12 protein-coding genes are annotated in these 12,434 nt (G+C 70.4%); 5 read left to right on the top strand and 7 right to left on the bottom strand.

The genetic code is table 11. The features are described 5' to 3' along the window. Position 1: 1 nt before the first annotated feature. The gene (locus RYH79_RS10565) at positions 2–430 is read right to left on the bottom strand and encodes a 30S ribosomal protein S12 (protein ID WP_370898882.1); all 429 of its coding nucleotides are present in this window, start codon (positions 428–430) and stop codon (positions 2–4) included. Between the two features lie 418 nt (positions 431–848). Between RYH79_RS10565 and asd the strand changes: the two genes are divergently transcribed. The 3 genes from asd to RYH79_RS10550 all read left to right on the top strand — a co-directional run bounded on the left by asd (position 849) and on the right by RYH79_RS10550 (position 3,319). Then, positions 849–1,889: an aspartate-semialdehyde dehydrogenase gene (asd, locus tag RYH79_RS10560; RefSeq protein ID WP_370898880.1), complete on the top strand. Its 1,041-nt coding sequence runs from the start codon at positions 849–851 to the stop codon at positions 1,887–1,889. Positions 1,890–2,077: 188 nt separating this feature from the next. Continuing rightward, a complete protein-coding gene (gene hpt, locus RYH79_RS10555; RefSeq protein WP_370898878.1) occupies positions 2,078–2,644 on the top strand; it encodes a hypoxanthine/guanine phosphoribosyltransferase in 567 nt (188 codons plus the stop codon). 183 nt (positions 2,645–2,827) lie between these two features. Beyond that, positions 2,828–3,319 carry a hypothetical protein gene (locus tag RYH79_RS10550; RefSeq protein ID WP_370898876.1) on the top strand — a complete coding sequence of 164 codons (492 nt, stop codon included), beginning with the start codon at positions 2,828–2,830 and terminating at the stop codon, positions 3,317–3,319. A 15-nt stretch (positions 3,320–3,334) separates the two neighbouring features. On the opposite strand, the gene arcS is transcribed toward RYH79_RS10550, so the two are convergent. Next, the gene (gene arcS, locus RYH79_RS10545) at positions 3,335–5,137 is read right to left on the bottom strand and encodes an archaeosine synthase subunit alpha (RefSeq protein WP_370898874.1); all 1,803 of its coding nucleotides are present in this window, start codon (positions 5,135–5,137) and stop codon (positions 3,335–3,337) included. Positions 5,138–5,265: 128 nt separating this feature from the next. On the opposite strand from arcS, the gene RYH79_RS10540 reads away from it, so the two are divergent. Further along, positions 5,266–6,195: a hypothetical protein gene (locus RYH79_RS10540; RefSeq protein ID WP_370898872.1), complete on the top strand. Its 930-nt coding sequence runs from the start codon at positions 5,266–5,268 to the stop codon at positions 6,193–6,195. A 9-nt stretch (positions 6,196–6,204) separates the two neighbouring features. On the opposite strand, the gene tgtA is transcribed toward RYH79_RS10540, so the two are convergent. From tgtA to RYH79_RS10520, 4 genes are all read right to left on the bottom strand, one after another. After that, a complete protein-coding gene (gene tgtA / locus RYH79_RS10535; protein ID WP_370898870.1) occupies positions 6,205–7,689 on the bottom strand; it encodes a tRNA guanosine(15) transglycosylase TgtA in 1,485 nt (494 codons plus the stop codon). A gap of 711 nt (positions 7,690–8,400) precedes the next feature. Next, positions 8,401–9,777 carry a bifunctional metallophosphatase/5'-nucleotidase gene (locus tag RYH79_RS10530; protein WP_370898868.1) on the bottom strand — a complete coding sequence of 459 codons (1,377 nt, stop codon included), beginning with the start codon at positions 9,775–9,777 and terminating at the stop codon, positions 8,401–8,403. Positions 9,778–9,881: 104 nt separating this feature from the next. Next, a complete protein-coding gene (locus RYH79_RS10525; protein WP_370898866.1) occupies positions 9,882–10,190 on the bottom strand; it encodes a hypothetical protein in 309 nt (102 codons plus the stop codon). 41 nt (positions 10,191–10,231) lie between these two features. Then, a complete protein-coding gene (locus RYH79_RS10520) occupies positions 10,232–10,474 on the bottom strand; it encodes a DUF5816 domain-containing protein (protein ID WP_370898864.1) in 243 nt (80 codons plus the stop codon). A gap of 180 nt (positions 10,475–10,654) precedes the next feature. Between RYH79_RS10520 and ilvA the strand changes: the two genes are divergently transcribed. Beyond that, positions 10,655–11,971, top strand: a complete 1,317-nt coding sequence (ilvA, locus tag RYH79_RS10515; RefSeq protein ID WP_370898862.1) for a threonine ammonia-lyase — start codon at positions 10,655–10,657, stop codon at positions 11,969–11,971. 42 nt (positions 11,972–12,013) lie between these two features. Here the strand turns inward: ilvA and RYH79_RS10510 are convergent, their stop codons facing one another. Beyond that, positions 12,014–12,418, bottom strand: coding sequence for a DUF4864 domain-containing protein (locus RYH79_RS10510; protein ID WP_370898860.1), 405 nt, complete (start codon positions 12,416–12,418; stop codon positions 12,014–12,016). Positions 12,419–12,434 lie beyond the last annotated feature (16 nt).

Raw genomic sequence — 12,434 nt, 5'->3', positions numbered from 1 at the left:
ATCAGCGCACCGGCTTCTCTGCGTTCCCGCGGACCAGTTCGATCAGCGACACACCGTTGACCTTCTCCACCTTGTAGTTCACACCGCCGAGGTCCCCCATCGCGCGGCCCTTGGCGCCGCCGATACCGGCGATCGTGACCTCGTCGTGTTCGTCGATGAAGGAGATCGCGCCGTCGCCCGGACAGAACGCCGTGACCTGTTTGCCGTTCTTGATGAGCTGGACCCGAACGCACTTCCGGATCGCAGAGTTGGGTTGTTTGGCCTCGATCCCGACCTTCTCCAGTACGATACCACGCCCCTGCGGGGCCCCCTCCAACGGGTCGGAGGCCTCGTCGAGCCCCCGCTCTCGGCGCGCGTACTCCGAGTCGGACCACCGCCGCTTCTGGCGGTCCTTCTTCAGCTTCCGCGCGGCGTACTTACCGTTCGACATAGTACACTGGATTTCCGACCGGAGCCACCTAAGGGTTCCCCTTCACGGATCGGTCTCGGCGGCGGAGAGCCCGCGAGAGGTGTCTCTCGGCGCGTCTCCGCCCGTCTCGGCCGTCCGTGTGTCGGTGTTCTGCCGACTCTCCGCCCGCCTCCGTCTGTCTCGGCTGTTCTCCGCTCGTGTTCGCCCCCGTTCGACTCGCGCGCTCTCGTCGGCCTGTCCCGTGTGTTCTCACTGGGTCGATGTCCCGGGATCCGTCTGTTTCCCCGTTCGAGCGGTGTGTGTGGACAGCCTCCCGAATCGACCACCCGTCGCAGGGCGCTCGCGGGGTCGGAGAGCCGGCCACGCACGAACCCGAACCGGGGCGACGCACAGAACCGAAACGGAACCAGTTTACCCCAGTAGCGCCCAACCCCCGGCAATGACACACACAGTGGGTGTACTCGGCGCCACGGGGGCGGTCGGCCAGCGGTTCGTCCAGTTGATCGAGCGGACGCCGGCCTTCGAGATCGGTGCGGTGACGGCGAGTCCGGACAGCGTGGGGAAGCGTTACCACGAGGCGGCCAAGTGGCGGCTGGACACGGAGATTCCCGAGGCGGTCGGCGAGCTGACCGTTCGGGAGACGGCACCGGAGGCGTTGCCGGACGACCTGGATCTGTTGTTCTCGTCGCTGCCGTCGTCGGTGGCGGCGAACGTGGAGTCGGCGCTGTGTGAGGCGGGCTACGTGGTCTCGTCGAACTCCTCGAACGACAGGCTGGCGCCGGACGTACCGCTGACCATCCCGGAGATCAACCCGGAACACCTGGGGCTGATCGAGGTCCAGCGCGAGGAGCGAGGGTGGGACGGCGCGCTCGTGAAGAACCCCAACTGTTCGACGATCACGATGGTGCCGACGCTCTCGGCGCTGACGCAGTTCGGCGTCGAGAGCGTCCAGGTGTCCACCCTCCAGGCCGTCTCCGGCGCGGGCTACTCCGGCGTCACGTCGATGGAGATCATCGACAACGCGGTGCCTCACATCGGCGGCGAGGAGGACAAGATGGAGACGGAGAGCCGGAAGCTGCTGGGGTCGTTCGACGGGGGCGAACTGACGCGACTAGACGCGGACGTGGCGGCCTCCTGTAACCGAATTCCGACGCTGGACGGCCACCTGGAGAACGTGTTCGTCTCGCTCGCGGACGACCCGACGGCAGCCGAGGTGCGTGAGGCGATGGCGAACGTCCCGAGCGGCGACCTCCCCTCGTCTCCGGAGACGCTGGTCCACGTGTTCGGCGAGGACGCCCCCGAGCGGCCACAGCCGCGGATGGACCGGAACCGTGGCGGCGGGATGACGGTGTCGGCCGGCGGCGTGACCGCGACGGAGACGGGTGTGAAGTACAACTGTCTGGCACACAACACGATCCGGGGTGCCGCCGGGGCGTCGCTGCTCAACGGGGAGTTGCTGGCGACGGAAGGCTGGATCTAGCGTCGCTACCGACGCGGACGGGTGTCGGACGAACGCCGGAGGGTGGCTTGCGAGCGAACGCCGCGGGACCACCCGTGAGTGCGTGCGACACGTGGTCGCCCGCGAACGCCACGGACGGCCCGCGAGAGGGTGCGACGCGGCGTCACTCGATCCACCACGCTTTTCCCCACCCTCCAATACGTCACGACATGGATCGGTTACAGCAGTCCCTACTCGAAGCCCCGATCATCGAGAAGGACGGCTACAACTACTTCGTCCACCCGATCAGCGACGGTGTCCCGATGCTCCAGCCGGAGCTCCTCCGAGAGATCGTCATCAAGATCATCCGGAAGGCACAGATCGAAGACGTCGACAAGATCGTCACGCCGGCGGCGATGGGGATCCACATCTCGACGGCGGTGTCGCTGATGACTGACATCCCGTTGGTCGTGATCCGCAAACGGGCGTACGGGCTCGACGGCGAGGTGTCGCTCACCCAGGTGACGGGCTACTCCGAGGGAGAGATGTACATCAACGACGTGTACGAGGGCGACCACGTGTTGGTGTTGGACGACGTGCTGTCCACCGGCGGCACGATGAAGGGGATTCTCACCGCCTTGGACGACATCGGCGCGGAGGTGCTCGACGTGGTGGCCGTGATCAAGAAGGCGGGCGAGAACGCGCTCGACGGGACGGACTACGACGTGAAGACACTCATCAACGTGGAGGTCGTCGACGGTGAGGTGGAGATCGTCGACCCGACCGGCGACGACTGAGGCCGGCGGCGGGTGAAACCAGCGACGACCGAGATCGGTGACGACCGAGATCGGTGACCGCCTCCGACGGCGGCCGATCGTCGCCCGCTCCGCTGGCGACTCGGATCAAAACTCGTCGTAGATCGATTTCATTTCTTTGTGAGTACCGAAACTTATTCGTCGGGTGAGTCGGTACGAGGTGTCGTGCCCCCTCACCCCCGCACCCCCCAGGGGTTCGTCCTGTCGTTCGTCGGCTGGACGATTCTGTTGGTCGTTCCGGTGGTCGAACTGCGAGGACTGTTGTTCCCGGTCGTGCCGTCGTGGGCGGCGACCGTCGCCGCCACCACCCCTGTCGCGGCCGGCTACTGGTACGTCGGTCGGTCGGTGACGGCGTTGGGTGCCGTCGTGTTCCGACTGACCGTCGCCGGGCTGTGTGTCGCCGTCACCGTCCCGGCCGGCGCGTTCCTGGTCGGCGTCACCCCCCCGCCCGGGAGCCCGGTGTCGACCGGGTTGGAACTGGGAGGGGTCGCGGCGACGTACCTCCTCGCGGCCGTCTGGCACCGCCACGGCCGGCTCGTCTTCGGCGCGGACGCGACACTCACGCCGAACGCCGACACGCGGGGTCGACACTCCGACCGAGCGCCGAGAGCCGCGACGGAGACGGACCGCGAGACGGACGGCGACTCGGAGTCGTAACGCACCCTCGCGCCGTCACCGTTCTTCGACGTGTCGAATCTTCACCGCGACTCCACGGGTCGAGGCTCGCATCTCGCGGCCGAACATCTGGGCGCGCCCGACCGCGAACGCCGACGGTCCTTCGACGACCACCTCGTCGCCCACCCGGATGTCGTCGTCGGCGTCGACCACGCCCGGCGCGAGCACGCTCCCCCGCGGAACGAAGCTGTCGATCTCCACCCGTTTCGTCGGCGCGTCGCTGTCGACCCAGCCGCGAGCGCCGGCGAGCGTGAACGACAACACGCCGTAGTTGGGCACCATCGTCGCCAACTGCGTGCCGTCGTCGTCGCGCACCTGGAGCTTCGGCAGCCGACTCGTCGTCGACAGCTCCGGGAACAACGCGTCGCCGGCACCCTCGCCGAACTGGTAGTCGGCGATGGCCCGGACGGTGTTGTGCTCGCGTTCCCGTTTCCGGTACTTCGACTCCCCCTCGATCGTCTGCATGAGATTGGAGATCGAGGCCGTCGTCGTCGGGTGGTCCTCCACCGTGAACTCGAAGGGCACGTCCACGTCCGCGGCCACCCGTTCGCAGATGTCGCGGTACCCCTCCGGCGGGACGTGCGCGATCACTCGGGGGTAGTCCGTCCGGTCGAGGTACGCCCGGAGCACGTCCGCGACGAACGTCTTCTCCGTCTCCGTCCACCGGCCGGTGACGACCGTGTCGTAGTGCTGTGCCGGGTACGTCAGCTCCAGTTCCTGTGGCACCACGCCGATGGGAGAGGTCATCGACGCGAGGTGTGCCCGGTACTGGATCGCGTCGTGGAACTGGGCGTGTGACTGCGACTCGGAGTACGGCTTCCGAGCGGAACACGGGACGAGCACGAGCGGGCGGTCGAACCGACAACGGTAGCGGTTCGTCACCCGTTGGGCGAACCGTTGGATCTCCGGCCGGCGGAGGGTGTCGTCCGTCGCGGCCGTGATCTCCGCCTCCCGGACGACCGGGGTCCGACGCTCCAGGTGGGTGTACTCCTGGTCGAGCTCCCGCAGCGTCGCCGTCACCCACTGCTCGTGTCTGGCCTGCCCCTCCAGATAGTCCCGGAGTCGCCCCTCTCGGATCCGCTGGCGGACCCGCCGGAGCTCCGCCGCCAGCGCGTTCACGTTGTGTCGTTCACACGCTCGGCGGTCGAACGACTCGCGACCCCCTCGACAGGCCGGACAGCCACACGGCAGTTCCGAGAGATCCTCCAGGAAGCGCTCCCCGTCCGTCGTCAGGTAACGGCCCCGCGACCCGGCGACCCGGGCGGCCGTCGCGTCCACCAGATCGACACCCGCGTACACGAGACCGGCGACGTTTCGGGGGGTGGCGACGCCCGCGAGGTACAACGCCGTGTCCGGCGCCACCGCCGCCCGGGTCCGGACGACGGCGTCGACGAACGCGCTCGCGTGGCCGACGACCCCCTGTGCGTCCGAGAGGACGTACGCGTCGACGGGGGCGTCCGCGGCGCCGCCGGCCTCGGGCGCGTCGCTCGTGACGACCGCCGCCGAGGGGCCGTCGACCGCGGGAAACTCCGGCGCGAAGGAGTCGACCACCTCGTCGCGGGTCCCGGACGGGAACGCCCGGTGTGGCAGCACCGTCACGACATCGTCGTCGCCCTCGGGCACCGTGCGCTCGTCCGTCCAGAGGCTGCCGGCGTCGCGGATCACCGCCGCCGTGTCCGGGTGTGGCGGCTCCGTGTCGGCGCCGGCGACGAGCCCCGGTGTCGTCACCGGCTCCGTCAGCCTGAGCTCCCCCAGTCGAGCGGCGCCGTCCCGCTCGTGAATCTCGAAGTGTTCGGTCACGCCCACCCGTCCGTGGCCCCAGTTGAACTGCCTTCCGAGTGCGCGCCGAGCGGAGGGCCGGTCGCGCCGTCTCCCGACTGCACGCCGAGAGAGCAAGACACTTTTCGGTCGCCCGGCCACCGACGCATGTGTCACTCGGGAGCCGACTCCGCCGGCTGTTCGCCTCGCTCGCGTCCACCCGCCCGGGACCGCGGGCGGCACTCGCGGTCGCCCTCCTGACGGCGGCCGTCTGCGGCGGCGGGACGCTCGTCGCCGCCGACGCCGTCGGTGACGCCGTCACGGGCACTACGACCATCGACAACCCGAGCCGGCCGCCCGCAGATGTCTGTGAGAGCCGTTCGGGCACGCCCGGCGCGTTCGACCCCTGTTCTGCGCCGGCGACGGTGACGGTCGACCGGGCCGGCCACGCCGCCACGGCCGTCCGGCAACTGCTGCCCGGAACGCTCCTGGCCGTCGGCGGCGCGTGGCTGTTGTTCACTGGCGCCTTCGCGGCCGCCGGCTCCGTCCGTGTCGTCGGCAGCCGGACGGCGTGGGCGCTCCCCCCGCTCGCGCTGCCGGCGGCGTTCCGACTCGTCACCGTCTCCGAGGCCGCCGCAGTGCGGTCGTGGCCCGCCGAGATCGACGCGCTCGCGGTCGCCGCCCGCCGGACGGCGACCCTCGCCGACGACCCGACCGCGACTGCCGTCGGACTCGTCGGCCTCGCCGGTGCCGGCGCTGCGCTGTACGCCGTCGGCGCCCGGACCGAGGGGGCGTGGTGGGGGCCGCTGGCGGCCGTCCTCGCCCCGACGGTGTACGCCGTCGGCCCGTTGCTCGGCACGCCCACCCCCCAGTCACTGAGCGTCGGGCTGACCGTCGCCGTCGTCGGCCTGCCGGCCGCGTTCGCCCCCAGACGACTCGTCCGCCTGGCGACGGCGACGCTGGACGACTGGGGGAGCCCGTCCACCCAGTCCGGCGACGGCGTCGTCACCGAGCGTCCGCTGGCCGTCGCGCGTATCGCCGGACTGGCCGGGCTCGCGGCCGGACTCGTCGTCGCCGGGCTCCCGGCGTACCTCCTGTGACGCCTCGGCTCACTCCTCGCCGATGCCGGCGAGGTTCTCCGTCTCGACGCCGTCGGGCAACGCCGCGAGCGCCGTCTCGGCCCAGTCGTCGTGTGCCAGCGTGAGCCGCGTCTCGGGGTTGGCGGACGCCAGCGCCGCCACCCCCTCGGCGGCCGCGCGCGCTGCCGCCCGGTCCGTCCGCTCCGGCACGGTCGCCGTCACCGGGTACGTCGACGACAGCGCCCGCGGGAACGGCCCGAACGGCGGGACGACCCGCCAGACGGCGTCGTAGTCGTGCTCCTTCGGCTCGTCGTACTCCGAACACAGCAGCCGGTCGGGGGCAGACAGCTCACTCAGTCGCTCGTGGTGACGCACCACCGCCGGCCGCCGCGCCGACTCCGCCGAGACGTGAAAGAAGCTGTCGCCGGAGGCTGGCTCCGTCTGCTCGACCTGCTCGACGTGATCCAACAGCGTCCGGTAGCCGTCCAACAGCCCCGGGTGGCCCCGTGCCCGGCGCTCCACCAACTCCAACAGCCGCCCGCGCCGGATCGCGTCCCTGATCCGGCGCATCTCCGCGAACGTGACGTGGAGGTTGTGCTCGGCCAACAACCGCTCGCGGGTCTCGCCGTCTCGGTCGCGGAGATCCGCCGGGGTGTGGTCCGTACAGACGGCACACGAACACGGGAACGCCTCGATTCCGTCCAGTTCGCGGGTGCCGGCGACCGTGAGGTACCGGTCGTCGCGGGCGTACAGCGCGTACGCCGCCGAGTCGAACAGGTCACAGCCGGCGGCGGTCGCCAACGCCAGCATCATCGGGTGGCCGGCGCCGAACAGGTGGACGGGACAGTCCGTGCCCAGCCCCCGTTTCGCGGCCAGGATCACCTCGACCAGATCCGCGTAACGGTAGTCGTTCAGCAACGGGACGGCCGCACCCACCGGGAACACGTCGTGGTCCGTGGCCGCTGCCGCCCGCCCGGACTGCTCCCGGAGATCCAGGTGCGTCGACCCCTGGACCGGTGCGTTGACGAGCATCTCCCCGGTGTCGACCGCGGCGGCGTCGTCTAACGCCTGTCGCGTGGTCTCTAAATCCGCCGTCGCCTGTTCGCGGCTCGCGTCCGGCGGCGTCGGCACGTCCACCGGGGTCGCCACGTCGGAGCCGATCTCCCGTTGGAACTCCACGATCTCCTCCGTCGTCACGCTGATCTCGCCGTACTCCGCGAGCTGGAAGGAGCCGGAGTCGGTGACGATAGCCCCGTCGAACCCCAGGAGGTCGTGGAGCCCCTGCTCGCGTGCCCGTTCGCGCAACCCGTCCGTCGTGCGGACGATGTAGCTGTTCGTGATGAGAATCTCCGCGCCGAACTCCTCGCCCAGTCGCTCGGGAGCGATCGTCTCCAGGTTCGGGTTGACGACCGGCATCAACGCCGGGGTCCGCACGGTGACGCCCGCTCGTGGGACCTCTAGGTCGCCCAACCGGGCGGCCGCGTCCCACGAGCGCACCTCGAAGTGGTCGCGCATGCGACGGCGTGGGCGACGGGTGACGTTGTGGGTTTCGATCCGACTGTAGTTCGGGTCCCCGCCCGTGGTGGGCCTCTGCTCTGGCGAGCGTGAGGCCCCGAACGGCCCGAGAGTCCACGTCACGTCGCCTCTCCGTCCCGGCACACCCACACCCAGCCGACTGCGTTGCTCGCTCCTCCCGGTCGCCGGGCCGCTCGTCTCACGTCGGAGCGACCGTCGGCGAAGTCTCGTTCGCTCCGCTCACGAGACTCTCGCGTGGTTACACTCGTGAGACTGCGAGCGCTGCCCGCCCAGAGACGGTTCGTTAAACCGACATACGGTTGATGACCGCCCACGGGAGGCGTGCCGCGGGCCTCCGTGACCGCTGTGCGGGAGGGGAACTTCCGTGATCGCTGGGGGGGTTGCGAAGCCGAGCGAGTCGGGGCCGGAGCTCCCGCCGGGTCGGGCAGTGCAGCCGCCCGACCGGAGTGAGCCGCGAACGGGCTGTACTGAGCCCCGACTGTCCCACGAGCGTCGGTCGACAGTCTCCCCGGCGAACGCTCGTCGTGACTCTCTACGGGGCGGGAACGGAGGAGGCGTCGACGGCGGCGGAGCCACCGTCCGGGAGGCCTTCGCTCCCCCGTAGGGGTTCAGACCGTCCGCACTCACGAGTCGAACACGGCGGCAGGGATCACTGGACCTCCCCTAGAGAGCTGACACACCACGGACCACTCAAACGAGCGAGATCCGTCCCTCGACCTCCGACGCCCCGTGTTCTCGGAGGAACTCGGCCAACACCTCGTGTTGGATCCCGTGTTCGCCGGCTCGGTGTCGCTCCGACAGCGTGGGGAACTCGTGGTCGGAGTGGAGGAGGTACTCGGCGGTGGCGAGCGTGTAGGTGCGGTCGTCGGCGACGGGCTCACCCCCGACCCGGAGCCGCCGGACGGTCTCGTTTTCGGTGTCGAACACGAGTTCCAGCCCGGAGACGTGGCCGTGCCACCAGTCGGGGTCACCGAAGTCGACGACGGACGCGGACATCTCCCGGGCGAGCGCCCGGAGTTCGGCCCCGGTCACCTCGCAGACGACGACCGGCTCCTCGAACGGGACGACGCCGATACAGTCCGCGAGCGTCACCGGACCCGAGAGGGCGTCGCCCAGACGGATGCCGCCGGCGTTCTGGAGGCCAACGTCGGTGCCGGCGGCCCACCGGTAGGCGTCGGCGACGAGGTTGCCGATTCGAGACTCTCCGCCGTGGATCGTCGCCTCCGTGCGCTCCAGCCGGCCGGCCACCTCGGCCACCACCTCGTCCAGCCCGGCCTCGCTCGTCCGGTCGGCCAGCGCGGCGGCGACGCCGTCGTCGCGGGGGGTGACACTGTCGTCGCGAGCGGCGTCGCCGTCACCGATCTCGACCAACTCTCCCGCCGCGCCGTCGGGCGAGAGGTCGACGACGACGATCGCCTCCCCGTTGACCCCCGGACGGGTGACGAGCGTGTCGTCGTCGCCGACGGTCTCCACCCGGCGGCTGTGGACGTGGCCACCCAAGACGGCGTCCACGCCGTCGACGCGAGCGAGATCGTCGTCACCCTGGCCGAGGTGCGAGAGGGCGACGACGTAGTCGACCCGGTCGCGGAGTGTGTCGACCGCCTCGCGGGCGGCCGGCAGTGGGTCGTCGAACGAGAGGTCGGCGGCGGCGGGGTTCAGCGAGTCCGTCGCGGGGTCGGTCACGCCGAACAGACCGACGCGGGCGTCGTCGACCGTCCTGACGACCCACGGCTCGACCCCGTCGTGGTGGTCGAACGGCCGACCGTCCTCGTCGCGGACGTTGACGGTCACCCACGTCGGCGGCGCGTCGGCGACGAGATCGCGGGTCGCGGCGACGCCGAAGTCGAAGTCGTGGTTGCCGAACGTCTCGACGGCCGTCCCGGCGCCCTCGAAGAACGGGATCGACTGTCGCCCCTGGGTCACGAGTGGGAGGACACCCGGCGCGGTGTCGTCGCCGGTGCCGACGACCAGCCCCTCGTGGCTCGCCAACAGTCCGGCGAGACGGGCGGCGCGTTCGTGGTCGTCGTAGACGTTCTCGATGTCGGAGTGGTGCAACAGCGTGACCATTCGGTACCGGACAGACCCACTCCGGGGGAACGAGGCTGTCGGTCTCCGGACGGTCGGGCGAGGCGAGCGCCGCGCGCCCCCCACCACGGCCACTGTGTTCCCGATCAGACCAGCCCGGACAGTCGGCGTCCGACCCACGCGAGCCCGACGGCCAGGAGGTAGTAGTACCCCAAGAACACGACCAGTCCGAGCGGGTCCGGAACGGCGCCGTAGCCGACCGTCCGCGCGAGCAGTTCCACCGGGCGGTTGACGACCCGGAGCGTGGCGTCGACGCCCGGCAACGGCTCACCGACCAGCAGTTGGAGGTAGTAGACGGTCGACAGCCCGACGAGCAGGCCGAAGGCGAGCAACACCGACCGACGGGGGGCCAACAACCGGCGGGCTGTGTCGGCGACGACCGTCGTGCGCGCCACGCCGTAAGCTTCGACCGACTACGACGTAAACTTTCTGTCCGTCACTCGTGAGCGTCGTCCCAGCCGTCGGGCTTACGGACGTTGCCACACTCGTTGCACTCGATGCGGCCCATCGTGTCGACGGCGTTGTCGGCCGCCTCGCAGTTGGCACAGAGGAAGCCCCAGCGAGACTCCCCGTCGGGGTCGTCGTAGGCGTGGAAGAACGCTCCCTTCGACCCGCGGTCGCCGGCCGTACGGTCGACGAACAGTTCGTCGGCCTCGGTGGAGACGAGTTCCAGGTTCACACCCGCAGTACGTGACGACGGTAGAAGTGTCTCCCGGACGCTCGGCGGGGTCGTGGAGGCCACGACGCCGTCCCGCCGTGGGTGGGTACCGACCACACCCGTCGGGGACGACTGACCACACCCGCCGCGAGCGACGTACCACGGCTCTTATACCACGGTTCGGACAAAGTCGGGCAACTCGTGACAGTCACACTGACCGACGTGGAGGCGGCCCGCGAGCGACTCGCGGGCGTGCCGCAGGTGTCGGAGACGCCGGTCGTCGAGAGCGCCAGCCTCGGCGAGGCAGTCGGCGCAGACGTGCGGCTGAAGTTCGAACACCTCCAGAAGACGGGGTCGTTCAAGCCCCGAGGGGCGTACAACACCGTCGCGGAGCTGGTGGCGAGCGACCGCGAGGTGGAGCGGGTGGTCGCCGCGAGCGCCGGCAACCACGCCCAGGGGGTCGCGTTCGCGGCGACGGAGTTGGGCCTGGACGCCACCGTCGTGATGCCGGAGACGGCACCACAGACGAAGGTAGACGCCACTCGGGGCTACGGCGCGACGGTGGAGCTGATCGGCGAGACGTTCGCGGCCGCGACGACGGCCGCTCGCGAGCTGGCGACCGACCCGGAGACGGCGTTCGTCCACGCCTACGACGACCCGGCGGTCGTCGCCGGCCAGGGGACGCTCGGGTTGGAGCTGTTGGAGCAGGTGCCGGAGCTAGACACGGTGGTCGTCCCCGTCGGCGGCGGCGGGCTGATCGCCGGCGTCGCCACGGCACTGCGGGGTCGTGGCTCCGACGCCCGGATCGTCGGCGTCCAGGCCGAGGGTGCCGCGACGCTCCCGCAGAGCCTCTCTGCCGGCCACCCGGTGGACGTGGACGACCCCGACACCATCGCCGACGGGATCGCCACCGGCGGCGTCGCGGAGCTGACGTACGAGGTCATCGCCGAACACGTCGACGAGGTGGTGACCGTCTCGGACGCGGAGATCGCGTCGGCGACGCTGTGGCTGTTGGAGCGCGCCAAACAGCTCGTCGAGGGGGCGGCCGCGACCAGCGTCGCCGCGCTCCAGTCGGGCGCCCTGGAGACGGCGCCGTCGGAGACGATCGTCCCGTTGCTGTGTGGGGGGAACGTCGACACCGCGACGCTCCAGGACGTGTTGACCCGGGCGCTGGTCGACCGCAACCAGTTCGTCACGGTACACGTCCGGATCGACGACCGCCCGGGTGTGCTCGGGGAGATCGCGGAGATCGTCGGCGACTACGACACGAACATCCGGAGCGTCCGTCACGACCGCTCGGAGGCCGGCCTCCCCGTCGGGAAGGCGCACCTCGTGTTCCGGGTGACGACCCCCGGGAACGCCGCGTTAGAGGGGCTGCTCGCGGAGATCGACGCCGCTGGCTACACTGTCCGCCGGGTCGTCCCCGAGGGAGCGAGTGACCTCCCGCTGGAGGGGGACGCGATCGGCGACAGTGACGGCGGCGGCGAGAGCCAGCCCGACAACGACTCGGTGGTGTGATCGGCGACGCGGACGACGCCACGACGGACGGCGTGGCCCCGGTCAGTCGACGAGCACACCCGCGGTCGTCCAGCAGTTGCGGAACTGTCCGGTCGACTGTCGCACGAGCCGGAAGCGGTAGGTGACCGTCCGACCCGTCGGGCCGGTGAGGGTGACACGCTGGCGAGCGACGCCCTCCTCGCGTTCCACCGGGCCGGTGACGGCCTCCTCGTGGTCGATCATCGGCGAGTACTGCGGGCCGTGAACCATCCGGACGAACCGGTCGCGGGGCCCGGTCGCACGGCGGTTCGACGGCGAGGCGAAGTTGTACGCCGTCAACACGCCGGCGTCTTCGAACGGCTCGTCGTTGGTCGAGAGCGCAGACAACTGTGTGTCGACGACCGTCGCCGGCTCCATCGACGCTGCGGGTGTCGGCAGTCCCTCCACCGGGTAGTCCCCGTCTGACATCGTCAGAGTCAGGGCT

This window comes from Halobaculum sp. MBLA0143, assembly GCF_041361465.1.
Taxonomy (GTDB): Archaea; Halobacteriota; Halobacteria; order Halobacteriales; family Haloferacaceae; genus JAHENP01.
This window is presented reverse-complemented; position numbering and strand designations above follow the sequence as displayed.